12 protein-coding genes, 3 tRNA genes and 2 pseudogenes are annotated in these 17,122 nt (G+C 60.6%); 16 read left to right on the forward strand and 1 reads right to left on the reverse strand.

Annotated features, from left to right (window positions below; translation table 11 throughout):
- Positions 1-19: 19 nt before the first annotated feature.
- The 4 genes from leuB to AABM54_RS10175 all read left to right on the forward strand — a co-directional run bounded on the left by leuB (position 20) and on the right by AABM54_RS10175 (position 6,468).
- A complete protein-coding gene (leuB, locus tag AABM54_RS10160) occupies positions 20-1,102 on the forward strand; it encodes a 3-isopropylmalate dehydrogenase (RefSeq protein WP_347905234.1) in 1,083 nt (360 codons plus the stop codon).
- 111 nt (positions 1,103-1,213) lie between these two features.
- Positions 1,214-2,326 carry an aspartate-semialdehyde dehydrogenase gene (gene asd / locus AABM54_RS10165; protein ID WP_347905236.1) on the forward strand — a complete coding sequence of 371 codons (1,113 nt, stop codon included), beginning with the start codon at positions 1,214-1,216 and terminating at the stop codon, positions 2,324-2,326.
- Between the two features lie 242 nt (positions 2,327-2,568).
- Positions 2,569-3,579, forward strand: coding sequence for an aspartate-semialdehyde dehydrogenase (locus AABM54_RS10170; RefSeq protein ID WP_347905237.1), 1,011 nt, complete (start codon positions 2,569-2,571; stop codon positions 3,577-3,579).
- Between the two features lie 207 nt (positions 3,580-3,786).
- Positions 3,787-6,468, forward strand: a complete 2,682-nt coding sequence (locus AABM54_RS10175) for a FimV/HubP family polar landmark protein (RefSeq protein ID WP_347905238.1) — start codon at positions 3,787-3,789, stop codon at positions 6,466-6,468.
- A gap of 141 nt (positions 6,469-6,609) precedes the next feature.
- Here the strand turns inward: AABM54_RS10175 and AABM54_RS10180 are convergent.
- A pseudogene (locus tag AABM54_RS10180) lies at positions 6,610-7,270 on the reverse strand (M24 family metallopeptidase).
- Between the two features lie 213 nt (positions 7,271-7,483).
- Between AABM54_RS10180 and truA the strand changes: the two are divergent.
- The 12 genes and pseudogenes from truA to AABM54_RS10240 all read left to right on the forward strand — a co-directional run bounded on the left by truA (position 7,484) and on the right by AABM54_RS10240 (position 16,965).
- Complete coding sequence (gene truA / locus AABM54_RS10185) at positions 7,484-8,308, forward strand: tRNA pseudouridine(38-40) synthase TruA (protein ID WP_347906165.1); 825 nt, start codon at positions 7,484-7,486, stop codon at positions 8,306-8,308.
- A gap of 63 nt (positions 8,309-8,371) precedes the next feature.
- Positions 8,372-9,004 carry a phosphoribosylanthranilate isomerase gene (locus tag AABM54_RS10190; protein ID WP_347905240.1) on the forward strand — a complete coding sequence of 211 codons (633 nt, stop codon included), beginning with the start codon at positions 8,372-8,374 and terminating at the stop codon, positions 9,002-9,004.
- 257 nt (positions 9,005-9,261) lie between these two features.
- Entirely contained in the window at positions 9,262-10,182 is a 921-nt protein-coding gene (gene accD / locus AABM54_RS10195) for an acetyl-CoA carboxylase, carboxyltransferase subunit beta (RefSeq protein WP_347905242.1), read from the forward strand.
- Positions 10,179-11,486 carry a bifunctional tetrahydrofolate synthase/dihydrofolate synthase gene (gene folC, locus AABM54_RS10200; RefSeq protein ID WP_347905244.1) on the forward strand — a complete coding sequence of 436 codons (1,308 nt, stop codon included), beginning with the start codon at positions 10,179-10,181 and terminating at the stop codon, positions 11,484-11,486. Before accD ends, folC begins: the two co-directional genes overlap by 4 nt.
- Positions 11,470-12,141, forward strand: a complete 672-nt coding sequence (locus tag AABM54_RS10205) for an SPOR domain-containing protein (protein ID WP_347905245.1) — start codon at positions 11,470-11,472, stop codon at positions 12,139-12,141. The genes folC and AABM54_RS10205 overlap by 17 nt, the downstream gene beginning before the upstream one ends.
- A 98-nt stretch (positions 12,142-12,239) precedes the next feature.
- Positions 12,240-12,800, forward strand: coding sequence for a CvpA family protein (locus AABM54_RS10210; protein ID WP_347905246.1), 561 nt, complete (start codon positions 12,240-12,242; stop codon positions 12,798-12,800).
- 41 nt (positions 12,801-12,841) lie between these two features.
- On the forward strand, positions 12,842-14,347 hold the full coding sequence (purF, locus tag AABM54_RS10215) for an amidophosphoribosyltransferase (protein WP_347905247.1): 1,506 nt from the start codon (positions 12,842-12,844) through the stop codon (positions 14,345-14,347).
- A gap of 65 nt (positions 14,348-14,412) precedes the next feature.
- Positions 14,413-15,625: pseudogene (locus AABM54_RS10220) on the forward strand (O-succinylhomoserine sulfhydrylase).
- Complete coding sequence (locus AABM54_RS10225; protein ID WP_347905249.1) at positions 15,622-16,398, forward strand: SDR family oxidoreductase; 777 nt, start codon at positions 15,622-15,624, stop codon at positions 16,396-16,398. The pseudogene AABM54_RS10220 and the gene AABM54_RS10225 overlap by 4 nt, the downstream one beginning before the upstream one ends.
- A 188-nt stretch (positions 16,399-16,586) precedes the next feature.
- A tRNA-Val gene (locus AABM54_RS10230) sits at positions 16,587-16,662 on the forward strand.
- Between the two features lie 56 nt (positions 16,663-16,718).
- A tRNA-Asp gene (locus AABM54_RS10235) sits at positions 16,719-16,795 on the forward strand.
- A 93-nt stretch (positions 16,796-16,888) separates the two neighbouring features.
- Positions 16,889-16,965, forward strand: a tRNA-Asp gene (locus AABM54_RS10240).
- The last annotated feature ends 157 nt before the right edge of the window (positions 16,966-17,122 follow it).

Consider the following 17,122-nt stretch of genomic DNA (forward strand, 5'->3'; position numbering starts at 1 on the left):
CTGAAGACATGAGGAAAGCATGAGCAAGCAGATTCTGATTCTCCCAGGTGACGGTATTGGCCCGGAAATCATGGCCGAAGCGGTCAAGGTGCTGGAGCTGGCCAACGACAAGTATTCGCTGGGCTTCGAGCTGAGCTTTGATGTGATCGGCGGCGCGGCCATCGACAAGCACGGCGTGCCCCTGGCGGACGAAACCCTGGCTCGCGCTCGCGCTGCCGATGCGGTGCTGCTGGGCGCGGTGGGCGGTCCGAAATGGGACACCATCGAACGTGACATCCGCCCGGAACGCGGCCTGCTGAAGATTCGTGCGCAACTGGGTCTGTTCGGTAACCTGCGTCCGGCGATCCTGTACCCGCAACTGGCCGAGGCGTCGAGCCTGAAGCCGGAAATCGTTTCTGGCCTGGACATCCTGATCGTTCGTGAGCTGACGGGCGGTATCTACTTCGGCGCCCCGCGCGGCACTCGCGAGTTGGAAAACGGCGAGCGTCAGGCGTACGACACCCTGCCGTACAGCGAAAGCGAGATCCGCCGTATCGCCCGTGTCGGCTTCGACATGGCGCGTGTTCGCGGCAAGAAACTGTGCTCGGTGGACAAGGCCAACGTGCTGGCGTCCAGCCAACTGTGGCGCGAAATAGTCGAACAAGTGGCCAAGGACTACCCGGATGTCGAACTGAGCCACATGTACGTGGATAACGCGGCCATGCAACTGGTGCGCGCACCGAAGCAGTTCGACGTGATTGTCACCGACAACCTGTTCGGTGACATCCTGTCCGACGAGGCCTCGATGCTCACCGGTTCCATCGGCATGCTGCCGTCGGCCTCGCTGGATGCCAATAACAAAGGCATGTACGAGCCGTGCCACGGTTCGGCGCCGGACATCGCAGGTAAAGGCATTGCCAACCCGCTGGCGACGATTTTGTCGGTGTCGATGATGCTGCGTTACAGTTTCAATCAGCAGTCTGCCGCCGATGCGATTGAAAAAGCGGTCAGCCTGGTGTTGGATCAAGGGCTGCGCACGGGTGACATCTGGTCGCCAGGTTGCGCGAAAGTCGGAACGCAGGAAATGGGCGACGCAGTAGTCGCAGCGCTGCGGAATCTGTAATCTCTCGGGCCCCGCTTTCATTACCGGGCTGAGTTGAAACGTTGCCGAGTGCAGTAGTTTTTACTCAGCCTGACGGAAGGCGGCCCACTTTTTGTTAGGGGTGTAGTTGCGATGAAACGTGTAGGTCTGATCGGTTGGCGCGGTATGGTCGGTTCCGTGCTCATGCAGCGGATGCTGGAAGAGCAGGATTTCGATCTTATCGAGCCGGTGTTTTTCACCACTTCCAATGTCGGTGGCCAAGGCCCGTCCGTGGGCAAGGACATTGCTCCGCTCAAGGACGCTTACAGCATTGAAGAGCTGAAAACCCTCGACGTGATTCTGACCTGCCAGGGTGGCGACTACACCAGCGAAGTCTTCCCGAAACTGCGTGAAGCCGGCTGGCAGGGTTACTGGATCGACGCCGCCTCCAGCCTGCGCATGCAGGATGACGCGGTGATCGTGCTGGACCCGGTGAACCGCAAGGTCATCGACCAGCAGCTCGACGCGGGCACCAAGAACTACATCGGCGGCAACTGCACCGTCAGCCTGATGCTGATGGGCCTGGGCGGTCTGTTCGAAGCCGGTCTGGTGGAGTGGATGAGCGCCATGACCTATCAGGCGGCCTCCGGTGCCGGCGCGCAGAACATGCGCGAACTGATCAAGCAAATGGGCGCAACCCACGCCGCTGTCGCCGATCAACTGGCCGATCCGGCCAGCGCCATCCTCGACATCGACCGCCGTGTCGCCGAAGCCATGCGCAGTGATGCCTACCCGACTGAAAACTTCGGCGTGCCACTGGCCGGCAGCCTGATCCCGTGGATCGACAAAGAGCTGCCGAACGGTCAAAGCCGCGAAGAGTGGAAGGCCCAGGCCGAGACCAACAAGATCCTCGGTCGCTTCAAGAGCCCGATCCCGGTGGACGGCATCTGCGTGCGCATCGGCGCCATGCGCTGCCACAGCCAGGCGCTGACCATCAAGCTGAACAAAGACGTGCCGATTGCCGACATCGAAGGGCTGATCAGCCAGCACAACCCGTGGGTCAAACTGGTGCCGAACCAGCGTGACATCAGCATGCAGGAGCTGAGCCCGACGAAAGTCACCGGTACCCTGAACGTGCCGGTTGGCCGTCTGCGCAAGCTGAACATGGGTACGCAATACCTCGGCGCCTTCACTGTGGGCGACCAACTGCTGTGGGGCGCGGCCGAACCGCTGCGTCGCATGCTGCGGATTCTGCTGGAGCGTTGATCCGCTGATGCAATGAAAGAACCCGCGCCTTGAAAGAGGCGCGGGTTTTTTTATGGACGTTGTATTGTCAGGCAAGCCACCATCGCGAGCAGGCTCGCTCCCACAAGGAAATCACTGAACCCTGTGGGAGCGAGCTTGCTCGCGATGGCGTTGGCACGCACACCCCATATTCCAAGCAGAATTGCCTCACCGCCAGCCACCCGGTAAAGTGCCGCTCCCCCCGTTTCGCCTGAGGTAGAACCATGAACCAGTCCTTTGATATCGCCGTCGTCGGCGCCACCGGTACTGTCGGCGAAACACTCGTCCAGATTCTCGAAGAACGCGACTTTCCGGTCGCCAATCTGCACCTGCTGGCCAGCAGTGAGTCGGCCGGGCATTCAGTGCCGTTTCGTGGCAAGAATGTGCGCGTGCGTGAAGTCGACGAATTCGACTTCAGCAAGGTTCAACTGGTGTTTTTCGCGGCGGGGCCAGCGGTAACCCTGAGTTTCGCGCCGCGTGCCAGCGCTGCCGGCTGCATGGTGATCGACCTGTCCGGCGCGCTGCCGTCAGAGCAAGCGCCGCAGGTCGTGCCCGAAGCCAATGGCGAGGTGTTGGCGAGCCTGAAAAAACCGTTCCAGGTCAGCAGCCCAAGCGCCTCGGCCACGACCCTGGCGGTGGTGTTGGCGCCGTTGCGCGGTTTGCTGGATCTGCAACGGGTCAACCTGACGGCCAGCCTGGCCGTGTCCGCACAAGGTCGCGAAGCCGTGACCGAGCTGGCGCGCCAGACCGCCGAATTGCTCAACGTGCGTCCGCTGGAGCCGAAATTTTTCGATCGGCAGATGGCGTTTAACCTGTTGGCTCAAGTCGGTACGCCGGATGCGCAAGGCCACACGCTGCTGGAAAAGCGTCTGGTGCGCGAGCTGCGTGAGGTCATGGCGCAGCCTTTATTAAAGATTTCCGTCACTTGCATTCAAGCCCCGGTGTTTTTTGGCGATAGCTTTAGCGTGACCTTGCAGTCAGCCAAGGCGATTGACCTTGCCGCGGTCAACGCGGCGCTGGAATCGGCACCGGGGGTCGAGCTGGTCGAGGCCGGTGATTACCCGACGCCGGTTGGCGATGCGGTAGGGCAGGATGTGGTCTATGTCGGCCGGGTACGGACCGGTGTCGATGATCCGGCGGAGCTTAATCTGTGGTTGACGTCGGATAACGTACGCAAAGGCGCTGCACTCAATGCTGTGCAGGTGGCTGAGCTGTTGATAAAAGGCCTTGCGTAAAAGATACTTGGCAACAATTTACAGAATGATTCTAGCCGAGCGCTATGCTTGGCCTGAACGCTTGAGGCGAGCCGCCATCTGGGGCTTCCAAGGCATAAGTGAAATAATCGCGCGCAACGACATCTCGAAGCGGCGCGCAATGCCTTACGGCAGCGGCTATTAACACCTTCTCGCTGGCCGAGGAATGTTCAAAGAAAGGATGAGGCTATGGTTCAAGTTCGCAAACTGGCGTTAGCAATAGCGGCCGCCTCGGCGCTGTCCTCCGGTATGGCGCATGCCCTTGGGCTTGGGGAACTGACCCTGAAGTCGACGCTGAACCAGCCCCTGGTTGCGGAAATCGAGTTGCTCGATGTCAAGGATCTCACGGCGGCCGAAGTGGTCCCGAGCCTGGCATCGGTCGATGATTTCGCAAAGGCTGGCGTTGATCGTCAGGCGTTCCTCAATGACCTGACGTTTACCCCGATGCTCAATGCCAACGGCAAGAGCATCCTGCGCGTGACATCGAGTCAGCCACTCTCCGAGCCCATGGTGAAATTCCTGGTGCAAGTGATGTGGCCTAACGGTCGACTGCTGCGCGATTACAGCGTGTTGCTCGATCCGTCCAAATTCTCGCCGCAAACCGCCGATGCGGCCGCGCAACCTGCGCCGGCCCAGGCAGTTACCGCGCCGGTGACCGGCGCCACCAAGGCTGCCCGTTACACCACCACGCCGCGCGATACCCTCTGGGAAATCGCTGCCAAGGCGCGTAATGGCGGCTCGATCCAGCAAACCATGCTGGCGATTCAGGCGCTGAACCCGGATGCCTTTATTGATGGCAACATCAATCGACTGAAAACCGGCAAGGTCCTGCGCCTGCCGGACGCTGTGCAGAGCACCACCCTGGCGCAACCCAAGGCGATCGCCGAAGTTGCCGCACAGAACGCAGCCTGGCGTCAGGGTCGCCGCACGGCAACACGCACCCAGCCCCGGCAGTTGGATGCGACCAAGCGTGCTCGCACTGACGTGGCACCTTCGCCAGTTGCCGCCAAGGACAACCTGAGCCTGGTCTCTGCGGAGTCTGGCAAGGCGCATGGCAAGGGCGCGGCGGGCGACAGCAAAGCCATCAGCAACAAGTTGGCAGTGACCCAGGAAAGCCTCGATACGACCCGGCGCGACAATGCCGAGCTGAAAAGCCGCATGACCGACCTGCAAAGCCAGCTCGACAAGCTGGAACGTCTGATTGAGCTGAAAAACAATCAACTGGCCAAGTTGCAGGCCGAAGGCGCAGCCCCGGCGGCTCCGACTCTGGCTGCTGCTCAGCCTGCGGCACCGATGGCGGCTGAGCTGGTTGCCGCGCCGGCAGCGCCAGTGGTCGAGGTCGCGCCGGCACCGGTTATCCCGGCCGTCGTGCCGGAGGTGGCCCCGGCCCCTGCGCCAGTAGAAACTCCGGCACCGGTGGCGGGCGACGATCAGAAATTCAACGAGCTGCTGACCAATCCGGTGTTGTTGGGCCTGGTGGGCGGTGGCGCGGTGGCGATGTTGCTTTTGCTGTTGCTGCTGGCGCGTCGTCGCAAGGCTCAGCAGGAAGCCGAGAAGCATGTGCGCATGGCGCGGGCACTGGCTGAGGAAACTGATTTCTCCGCCGACCTGGACCTGCCGGAAAGCAGCTTCGAAGGCCTGGAAGTTCCGCCGCCGAGCGTCAAGCTTGCTCCAGCTCCAGCTCCAGCTCCAGCTCCAGCTCCAGCTCCTGAGCCGGCGCCGGTAGTTGCGCCGGTAGTCATGGCCGAGCCTATCGCCGCTCCGCTGGTGGCTCCCGCCGCCGAGCGTTCGGATGATGTGCTGGCACAAGCCCAGTCGCATATCGAGAACGGTCGCCTGAACCAGGCTGCCGCGATTCTTGAAGAGGCGATCAAGCAGGAGCCGCAACGCAGCGACCTGCGCTTGAAGTTGATGGAAGTCTACGGCGGGCAGGGCGATCGTGACGCGTTTATCGCGCAAGAGCGCCAACTGGTGGCTAACGGCAAGAACTACGCAGAAGTCGAGCAGCTCAAGAAGCGTTTCCCGGCGATGGCTGTGGTGGCTGTTGCAGGTATCGCGGCGGCTGCAATCGCAGCCGAGCTGGACGCCCAGTACGTCAAGGAGCTGTTGCTCGACGAGCCTGAGCCTGAGCCTGAGCCTGAGGCGCCGGCAGAGCATGCTGAGCTGGATGCGGCTTTCGACCTGAGCCTGGATGACCTGGAAAAACCGGCTGTGGCCGTGACTGCTCCGGTGTCTGAGCCTGAGCCTGTTGCTGCTGAAGTCGAGCCTGAGCCCGAGCTGGATGAGTTCCCGCTGGACGACGACTTGAGTTTCGAGTCGGTTCTGCAACAGCAGACTGACGCCACGGAAAACCTGGACGACCTGTCGGACTTCGATCTGGATCTGGGTGCCGCCGGTACCGCCGTCCCGACCTTGAGCGATGATGATTTCCTGCTGAATCTGGACGATGACCTGAAGGATTTGCCGGTGGCCGACGTGCCAACGCTTTCCGAAGGCCTGGCTGACGATCTGGAGCTGCCAGCGGATTTCGATCTGTCGCTGGCCGATGAGATGGACGCCCATGCCGAGCCGGACGCGTTTGCCGCCGAGCTCGATGATGTCAATGCGGAGCTGGAGCGCTTGTCCCAGAGCCTGGAGCAGCCAGCGGCGACACCGAGCTACACGGCCGAAGACGCAGCGATCGATATCGGTGAGCCGGAGTTCGACTTCCTGGCAGGTACTGACGAAGTCGCCACCAAGCTCGATCTGGCGCAAGCCTACATCGACATGGGTGACAACGACGGTGCTCGGGACATTCTCAGTGAAGTCCTGAGCGAGGGGGATGCCGGTCAGAAGAACGAAGCCAAGGAGATGCTGACGCGTCTGGCGTGATGAGCGGCAGGTGGTAAACAAAACGGCAGCCCATTAAGGCTGCCGTTTTTGTTTGTGCGATGAGTAGTGGCGCCTGGTCAATCGCCATCGCGAGCCTGCTCGCGATGAGGTCATGACATTCAACGTTGATGTTGCGGCTGATTAAGCCAACAAATCCTCATAAAACGCACCGAACGGACGGGTAGGGTGGGCGATCTGGATTTCGAGGATCCACAAGCCAACGTTCGGGCATGCCTCGAAGTTGCCCAGGTCGCCTGCACGGTAGATCGCGTGCGGGAAGTCGCTGACCCGGTGGCCCTTGATATCCAGGTTAAGCACCCAGCCCAGCGCTTTCGCCTGTTCGTCGGCGTAGCGATACAGGTCGGGGCCGGCAACCTGATGGGTGCGCCAGTAATCATGGACGCGATCAAACAGGGTTTTTGCCGCCGCTGCGCATGCGATCATCTCCGGGTCGTGACCGGTGGTGTAGGTTGCACCGCAATCCCCTTCATGACGGTCCCAGACCACGCCCAGGTCGATAAAGAAAATATCGTTCTCGCCCAGCATCGGGTCGCCGTCGGAACGTTCCTTGAAGGTTTTCAGGGTGTTTTCGCCGAAGCGGATCAGCGCAGGATGCCAGATGCGGTCCATGCCCAGTTCATTGAGGACCTCCAGGGCCCATGGCGCGGGCTTCGGACTCCAGTTGCCCGGGTTTGATGCGCTGGGCCATTTCGTCGATGGCTTCCCAGGTTTTGTGTTTGGCGTGGAGCATGCCTTCCAGGCTGTAGGCCAATCCGACCGCTTCTTTTTGTATGACACTCATTCATCAGGTCTCGGTGGTTTTCATGAGCTTCGCTATGTAGCTATCTATATAGCGATGAAGGGTGGCCGGATGCAATCGTTGTGTGCTGCGCTGTGCGTGAAACAAAAAGTGCGGCGAACATGGCGTCCCGGTCTTGCGGCCTTATAATGCCTGCCTTTGCGTTGATCAGCAGGCTGTTACTCCTTGGCAAATATAGATAACCCGGCCGCCGAAATGGCGGCCGACGGCTTTTTTCGGGTCGCTCTGGGCGTTGAATACAAAGGCTCGCGCTACTGCGGCTGGCAACGTCAGGCGTCCGGCGTGCCAACCGTGCAGCAAACCCTTGAGCAAGCCTTGTCCAAAGTGGCCGATTCGCCGGTGTCCGTGCATTGCGCGGGCCGCACCGATGCGGGCGTGCATGCGTGCGGCCAGGTGGTGCATTTCGACACCCAGGTCGACCGCTCGCTCAAGGCCTGGGTCATGGGCGCCAATATCAACTTGCCCCATGACATCAGCGTCAGTTGGGCCAAGGTCATGCCCGCGCATTTCCATGCGCGTTTCAAGGCCATCGCCCGGCGCTATCGTTACGTGATCTACAACGATCAGATCCGTCCTGCGCACCTCAACGAAGAAGTGACCTGGAATCATCGCCCCCTCGACGTGCAACGCATGTCCGAGGCGGCCCAGCACTTGCTGGGCACTCACGATTTCAGTGCATTCCGCGCCGGTCAGTGCCAGGCCAAGTCGCCGATCAAGGAAATCCACCACCTGCGCGTCACCCGGCACGGCAAGATGATCGTGCTGGATATTCGTGCCAGTGCGTTCCTGCACCACATGGTGCGCAACATCGCCGGGGTGTTGATGACCATCGGTGCGGGCGAGCGTCCGGTGGAGTGGGCCAGGGACGTGCTGGAGAGCCGGGCTCGCCGCTCGGGCGGGGTGACGGCCCATCCGTTTGGCTTGTACCTGGTGCAGGTCGAGTACCATGACGAATTCCAGTTGCCGGAGCGTTATGTCGGTCCGCATTTCCTGACAGGGTTCACGGAACTTGACGGCTGACGCCTTCGAACGCTTTTGTTACCATCCGGGACTTTCCCGGATTTGCCCTGAGGTTCAAACGACATGCCAGCCGTTCGCAGCAAAATTTGTGGGATTACCCGCATAGAGGATGCGCTGGCTGCGGTCGAAGCGGGGGCGGATGCGATTGGTTTTGTGTTTTATGCCAAAAGCCCGCGAGCGGTGACCGTGCAGCAGGCGCGCGCGATCATCAAGGCGTTGCCGCCGTTCGTGACCACCGTGGGGTTGTTCGTCAACGCCAGCCGTTGCGAGCTGGGTGAGATCCTCGATGCGGTACCGCTGGATCTGTTGCAGTTTCATGGCGATGAAAGCCCTGCCGAGTGCGAGGGTTACCATCGTCCGTATATCAAGGCACTGCGGGTCAAGGCCGGTGACGATATCGCCGCCAGTTGCAAGGCCTACGCCAGCGCCAGCGGGATTCTGCTCGACACGTATGTCGAGGGTGTTCCCGGTGGTACGGGTGAAGCGTTCGACTGGTCACTGATTCCGCAAGGGTTGAGCAAGCCGATTATCCTGGCGGGCGGTCTGTCTGCGGACAACGTGGCCGATGCCATCGCCCGGGTTCGCCCCTATGCGGTTGACGTCAGTGGCGGGGTAGAGCAGAGCAAGGGCATCAAGGATCACGCGAAGATTCGCGCGTTTATGCAAGCTGTACGCGGCGCTGCATCGTCGATGTGACGGCTGGCAGTCTGCCGCCGTCCATAAGTTCACTGTACACAGCAGGCTGGCGCCGCCTTCGGACGGCCGAAACCTAAGTGACAACCGCTCTGTGCGGGTGTCGGGATGGCTGAGGATGGGTTGCGTTGCAGGCAGGTCACGGCCCCGTGCCGACCGCGGCAGCGAACTCTCATCGCCGCACACATGAATTTAGCTCAAGGGCATACGCGGGGCCTGGGACCAGAGTGTCCGGGCCGCCGGTACTGGAGAAAGAAAGCATGAGCAACTGGTTAGTAGACAAACTGATCCCTTCGATCATGCGTTCCGAGGTGAAGAAGAGCTCGGTGCCTGAAGGTCTGTGGCACAAATGCCCTTCCTGTGAGGCTGTGCTCTATCGTCCGGAACTGGAAAAAACCCTGGATGTTTGCCCCAAGTGCAACCACCACATGCGCATCGGCGCGCGTGCGCGGATCGACATCTTCCTTGACGCTGAAGGCCGTGCCGAGCTGGGCGCAGACCTGGAGCCGGTTGACCGTCTGAAATTCCGTGACGGCAAGAAGTACAAGGACCGCCTGACCGCCGCGCAGAAGCAGACTGGCGAAAAAGACGCCCTGATCTCCATGAGTGGCACCCTGTTGGGTATGCCGGTCGTGGTGTCGGCGTTCGAGTTCTCCTTCATGGGTGGTTCGATGGGTGCAATCGTCGGTGAGCGCTTCGTGCGCGCCGCCAACTACGCCCTGGAAAATCGCTGCCCGATGATCTGCTTCGCTGCTTCCGGTGGTGCGCGGATGCAGGAAGCGCTGATCTCGCTGATGCAAATGGCCAAGACCTCTGCGGTGCTGGCGCGTTTGCGCGAAGAAGGCATTCCGTTCATCTCCGTGCTGACCGACCCGGTCTACGGCGGCGTTTCCGCCAGTCTGGCGATGCTGGGTGACGTGATCGTTGGCGAGCCAAAGGCTCTGATCGGTTTTGCAGGTCCGCGTGTGATCGAGCAGACCGTGCGTGAAAAACTGCCGGAAGGCTTCCAGCGCAGCGAGTTCCTGCTGGAGCACGGTGCGATCGACATGATCATTGCACGTCATGAGCTGCGTCCGCGCCTGGGTAACCTGCTGGCTCAACTGATGGGGTTGCCGACGCCTGAGTTCGTGGCTGCGCCAATCGAGCCGATCGTGGTTCCGCCGGTCCCTGCAAACCTATGACCGAGCGCACCCTTGGCGAGTGGCTCGCCTACCTGGAACAGTTGCATCCATCGGCCATCGACATGGGGCTGGAGCGTTCGCAACAGGTAGCGTCCCGTATGGGGCTGGGCAAGCCGGCGCCTCGGGTGATTACGGTCACCGGCACCAACGGCAAGGGTTCTACCTGTGCGTTCGTGGCTTCGTTGCTGCGGGCGCAAGGGCTCAAGGTGGGTGTCTACAGTTCTCCGCACTTGCTGCGTTACAACGAGCGAGTGCAGGTCAATGGTGTCGAGGCGACCGACGCCGAGCTGTGTGACGCCTTTATCGCGGTTGAAGTCGGCCGTGGCGACACGTCCTTGACCTACTTCGAAATGGGCACGCTTGCGGCGTTCTGGCTGTTTCAGCAGTCCGGGCTCGATGCGGTGGTGCTGGAAGTCGGGCTGGGTGGGCGCCTGGACACGGTCAACGTGGTCGATGCCGACATGGCGCTGGTCACCAGCATTGGAGTCGATCACGCGGATTACCTGGGTGATACCCGTGAGTCCGTGGCCTACGAAAAAGCCGGTATTTTCCGTCAGGGCGCGCCCGCGCTCTGCGGTGATCTCAATCCCCCGCAACCGCTGCTGGACAAGGCTCGCGAGCTCAATTGTCCGTTCTTCCTGCGCGGTCGCGATTTCGATTTGGGCATCACCGAGCAGAACTGGCAATGGCGCGGAGTCGATGGGCAAGGGCGCGAGCTTGAGCTGCACGATTTGCCGTTGCTCGATCTGCCGATGGAAAACGCTTCCCTGGCCCTTCAGGCTTATGCGCTGCTGGGCTTGCCGTGGCAGGCCGATACGATTGTCGAGGCCTTGAAAGCGACCGCCGTGGTCGGGCGTCTTGATCGTCGTCAGTTCAACTGGCAGGGCAAGCGTCTGAACCTGATGCTGGATGTGGGGCATAACCCCCATGCTGCGCAGTATTTGGCGCAGCGTCTGGCGCACCGGCCGCTGGTGGGCAAGCGCCTGGCGGTGTTCGGTTTGCTGGCCGACAAGGATTTAGGCGGTGTGGTGGCTGAGTTGAGTGCTAGTGTCCAGCACTGGGCGGTTGCCCCGCTCGATTCCGCTCGCGCTCGTCCGGTAGCTGATTTGCAGGGTGCCTTGCAGAACCTTGGGGCGTCGGTGACGTCCTATGCAAGCGTTGCGGCGGCCCTTGAAGGGCAGTGCGTGCTGGCGACAGCCGAGGATGAAATCCTGCTGTTCGGATCATTTTATTGTGTTGCCGAGGCGCTCGAGTGGTTGGCTCGGCGCTCCACGGAGGAGGCTGCAAATGGCTTTGCTGGATAACGCGTACAAGCAGCGCATGGTCGGGGCTCTGGTTCTGGTGGCGTTGGCGGTGATTTTCCTGCCGATGCTGTTTACCCGTGAGGATGAGCAGCGCCAGATCAGTGTCCAGGCACCTGCCGCGCCACAAGCGCCGGCGATGGCGCAAGTTCAGGTTGAACCGGTGATCGTGCCCGAGCCGCAAGCCTTGCCTCAGGAGCCAATTCCCAGCGATGACGAAGTTGCTCAGCAAGTAGTGCCGGCCGCACCTGTTGCGCCGAGTGTGCCGGTTGCTCCGGTCCCTGTCCCTGTCCCGGCGCCGGTGGTTGTCAGCAAGCCGGTTGCGCCACCTCCTGCTCCCAAGCCTGCACCGGTGCAACCGGTTGCAGTGGCGCCGAGCAAGCCGGACGTGACTCAGCGTCGTGTCGATGCCAATGGTTTGTCGGTCAGTTGGTCGGTGCAGTTGGCGAGTCTGTCGAGCCGCGAAAGCGCCGAAAGCTTGCAAAAGACCCTGCGCAGCCAAGGCTACAACGCCTATATTCGCTCGGCTGAAGGCAAGAATCGGGTGTTTGTCGGGCCGCTGATCGAGCGCGCCGAAGCAGATCGCCTGCGTGATTTGCTGGGTCGTCAGCAAAACCTTAAGGGCTTTGTCGTGCGCTTTCAGCCTGAGCGCGGTTAATCCCAAGCGATTGATTTCAAAAGCACTGACAATCGCAGCTTACCGACAGCCATGGGCTCTGCTAAAATGCGCCGCCTTATCCGTCTGTAGGCTGCACTGTGCCATTTACCTGGGTTGACTGGGCGATCGTTGCTATCGTCGCCATCTCTGCTTTGATCAGTCTGAGCCGCGGCTTCGTCAAGGAAGCACTATCGCTGGTGACCTGGATCATCGCAGGAGTCGTCGCCTGGATGTTCGGTGGCTCATTGTCCGAGTACCTCGCCGGATACATCGAAACACCGTCGGCTCGCGTGATCGCGGGCTGTGCCATCATGTTTGTCGCCACCTTAGTGGTAGGCGCAATGATCAATTATCTTATCGGCGAGTTGGTTCGCGTTACCGGGCTATCCGGGACCGATCGATTCCTCGGCATGGCCTTTGGCGCCGCGCGTGGCGTGTTGCTGGTGGTCGTGGCGGTCGGGCTGTTGAGCCTGGGGCCGGTACAGCAGGACGGGTGGTGGAAAGACTCACAGCTCGTGCCAAAATTTCTATTGGTTGCAGATTGGTCCAAAAACCTGATTCTGGGTTGGAGCAGTCAGTGGCTTGCCAGCGGTATCAGCGTACCCGCTGATATACCGTTCAAGGAGCATCTCTTGCCGACGGCCAAAACGCCTCAGTGAGATGTGTTCAGTTCAGATCCATTAAGTAGGGGTTGCGTCGCATGTGTGGCATCGTCGGTATCGTCGGTAAGTCGAACGTCAATCAGGCGCTGTATGACGCGCTAACCGTCCTCCAGCACCGCGGCCAGGACGCTGCCGGTATCGTGACCAGCCATGATGGCCGGTTGTTCCTGCGCAAGGATAACGGCCTGGTTCGTGACGTGTTTCAGCAGCGTCACATGCAGCGCCTGGTCGGCCACATGGGCATTGGCCATGTGCGTTACCCGACTGCGGGCAGCTCGACCTCGGCCGAGGCCCAGCCGTTTTACGTCAACTCGCCGTACGGCATCACGCTGGCACACAACGGCAACCTGACCAATGTTGAGCAACTGGCCAAGGAGATTTACGAATCTGACCTGCGCCACGTCAACACCAATTCCGATTCCGAAGTACTGCTCAACGTGTTTGCTCACGAGCTGGCCCAGCGCGGCAAGTTGCAGCCGACTGAAGAAGACGTGTTCGCTGCCGTCACCGACGTGCACAACCGTTGCCGGGGTGGTTACGCAGTCGTGGCGATGGTGACCGGTTACGGCATCGTCGGTTTCCGCGACCCGAACGGCATTCGCCCCATTGTGTTCGGCCAGCGTCATACCGACGAAGGTGTCGAGTACATGATCGCCTCTGAAAGCGTGTCCCTGGACGTGCTCGGCTTCACCCTGATCCGCGACCTGGCGCCGGGCGAAGCGGTCTACATCACTGAAGAGGGCAAGCTGCATACCCGTCAGTGCGCGACCAACCCGAAACTCACGCCTTGCATCTTTGAACACGTCTACCTGGCGCGTCCGGATTCGATCATCGACGGCGTTTCGGTGTACAAGGCGCGTCTGCGCATGGGTGAGAAGCTCGCCGAGAAGATCCTGCGCGAGCGTCCAGAGCACGACATCGACGTGGTCATCCCGATTCCGGACACCAGCCGCACTGCGGCGCTGGAACTGGCGAATCACCTGGGCGTGAAGTTCCGCGAAGGGTTCGTGAAGAACCGCTACATCGGCCGCACCTTCATCATGCCGGGCCAGGCTGCGCGGAAAAAATCCGTACGCCAGAAGCTCAACGCCATCGAGCTGGAATTCCGCGGCAAGAACGTGATGCTGGTGGACGACTCCATCGTTCGCGGCACCACCTGCAAGCAGATCATTCAAATGGCACGCGAAGCCGGCGCCAAGAACGTTTACTTCTGCTCGGCGGCACCAGCGGTACGTTACCCGAACGTGTATGGCATCGACATGCCGAGCGCTCATGAGTTGATCGCTCACAATCGTTCGACCCAGGATGTGGCTGATCTGATTGGTGCAGACTGGCTGATTTATCAGGACCTGCCGGACCTGATCGAAGCGGTCGGCGGCGGCAAGATCAAGATCGAAAACTTCGACTGTGCAGTGTTCGACGGCAAATACGTGACCGGCGACATCGACGAGGCTTACCTGAACAAGATCGAGCAGGCGCGTAACGATGCCTCCAAGGTCAAGACGCAGGCAGTCAGCGCGATCATTGATCTGTACAACAACTGAGTAATCACCGGCCCTTATGGGCCGGTTTGCGTATATATCCAGAGAAAAAGCAAGGAGTGGGCAGCATGAGTCAGGATTGGGATGCCGGTCGGCTGGACAGCGACCTCGAGGGCGTAGCGTTCGACACCCTGGCCGTACGTGCCGGTCAGCACCGTACGCCAGAAGGCGAGCACGGTGATCCGATGTTCTTCACCTCAAGCTATGTGTTCCGTACCGCTGCCGACGCTGCTGCGCGCTTTGCCGGCGAAGTGCCGGGCAACGTCTACTCGCGTTACACCAACCCGACCGTGCGTGCTTTCGAAGAGCGTATTGCGGCGCTGGAAGGCGCTGAGCAGGCGGTTGCAACCGCGACGGGCATGGCAGCCATTCTGGCGGTGGTCATGAGCCTGTGCAGCGCTGGCGACCATGTGCTGGTATCGCGCAGTGTGTTCGGCTCGACCATCAGCCTGTTCGAGAAGTACTTCAAGCGCTTTGGCGTTGAAGTCGACTACGTGCCGCTGGCTGACCTCTCTGGCTGGGACGCTGCGATCAAGGCCAACACCAAATTGTTGTTCGTTGAGTCGCCGTCCAATCCTCTGGCCGAGCTGGTGGATATCGCAGCGTTGTCGCAGGTGGCGCACGCCAAGGGTGCGATGCTGGTGGTCGACAACTGCTTCTGCACGCCGGCCTTGCAGCAGCCGTTGAAGCTGGGCGCGGACATCGTGGTGCATTCGGCGACCAAGTTCATTGATGGTCAGGGTCGTTGCCTGGGCGGTGTGGTGGCGGGTCGCAGTGAGCAGATGAAAGAAGTTGTTGGCTTCTTGCGCACCGCCGGGCCGACCCTGAGTCCGTTCAATGCCTGGATCTTCCTCAAGGGTCTGGAAACCTTGAATCTGCGCATGAAGGCGCACTGCGCCAATGCTCAGCAGTTGGCTGAGTGGCTGGAGCAGCAGGATGGCATCGAGGCAGTGCATTACGCCGGTCTCAAGAGTCATCCGCAGCACGAACTGGCCCAGCGTCAGCAAAAAGGTTTCGGTGCGGTGGTGAGTTTCGAGGTCAGGGGCGGCAAAGCAGGCGCCTGGCGCTTTATCGATGCGACCCGCCTGATTTCCATCACTGCCAACCTGGGCGACAGCAAAACCACCATCACTCACCCAAGCACCACTTCCCACGGTCGCCTGGCGCCGCAAGAGCGTGAAGCGGCTGGGATTCGTGACAGCTTGATTCGCATTGCGGTCGGCCCTCGAAGACGTGGCAGACCTGCAAGCCGATCTGGCGCGCGGGTTGGCGGCGTTGTGATCGAGCTGTCCACGCCGACATCCGGCGCCAATGGCCGCGTTGCATTGGTCACGGGTGCCGCTCGCGGCATTGGTTTGGGTATTGCGGCCTGGCTGATCACGGAAGGTTGGCAGGTTGTGTTGACCGACCTTGATCGCTTGCGTGGCTCGAAAGTGGCGAAGGCGCTTGGCGAGAACGCCTGGTTCATCACCATGGATGTTGCGGACGAACAGCAGGTTACCCTCGGGATTGCCGAGGTGCTCGGGCAGTTCGGGCGTCTTGATGCGCTGGTGTGTAACGCGGCGGTCGCTGATCCGCACAACATCACACTGGAAAGTCTCGACCTGGCTTACTGGAATCGCGTGCTGGCGGTGAACCTCAGTGGTCCTATGTTGCTGGCCAAGCACTGCGCACCTTATTTGCGCGCTCATGGCGGTGCCATCGTCAATTTGGCTTCGACTCGTGCCGGTCAGTCGGAGCCCGATACCGAGGCCTATGCGGCGAGCAAGGGCGGGTTGTTAGCCCTGACCCACGCCTTGGCGATCAGTCTGGGGCCGGAGATCAGGGTCAATGCCGTCAGCCCGGGCTGGATCGATGCGCGTGATCCTTCGGCGCGGCGTGCCGAACCCTTGAGCGAGGCCGATCATGCTCAGCACCCGGCGGGCAGGGTAGGGGCGGTCGAGGATGTGGCGGCGATGGTGGCTTGGCTGCTGTCCAGGAATGCCGGGTTTGTCACCGGGCAGGAATTTGTGGTTGATGGTGGCATGACCAAGAAAATGGTCTACGCGCAGTGAAAGGTCGCTTCACGCTGCAAGCTGCAAACGGTCAGTAAAAGCAGGTGGGTGTCTTGCTTGCCTGCGCGAAGTGCTTTTGCTTCTCGCTGGAAGCTTGTCGCCAAAAGCTGTTTTTGAAAAAAACTCTAACGCTGCTATTGACTTAGCTTCGGTATCTGCGTAAATTTCGCGGCCTCGGAGAAGCAAACGGGTGATTAGCTCAGCTGGGAGAGCGTCTGCCTTACAAGCAGAATGTCGGCGGTTCGATCCCGTCATCACCCACCACTTCTTGAGAGTCTTGCGAAAGCAAGATGGAAGCTGTCAAAAGCCTCCACCGACGCGCAGCGGTAGTTCAGTCGGTTAGAATACCGGCCTGTCACGCCGGGGGTCGCGGGTTCGAGTCCCGTCCGCTGCGCCATATTTTCCGAGTCAGGTATTCCTGGTTCGAGATTGAAAAGCCTCGAAGCTTTGCAATCAGACGAGTTAATTGGGCGAAAGTCCAAAGCGATACGCAGCGGTAGTTCAGTCGGTTAGAATACCGGCCTGTCACGCCGGGGGTCGCGGGTTCGAGTCCCGTCCGCTGCGCCATATCTGCACCAAGGCCCACTGAACGCCTTGATGCTACGAAGAGAGCCGATGGCTACTTCGAGTCGATAGCAAAGACCCTGGTCGAAAGACCGGGGTTTTTTGTTTTCGGGATTTAGCTTCCAGCCTGTCAAGGCGCCGCTTAAGTCCCGAATCGAAA

It is taken from the genome of Pseudomonas purpurea (assembly GCF_039908635.1).
In the GTDB taxonomy this organism is placed as follows: domain Bacteria; phylum Pseudomonadota; class Gammaproteobacteria; order Pseudomonadales; family Pseudomonadaceae; genus Aquipseudomonas; species Aquipseudomonas purpurea.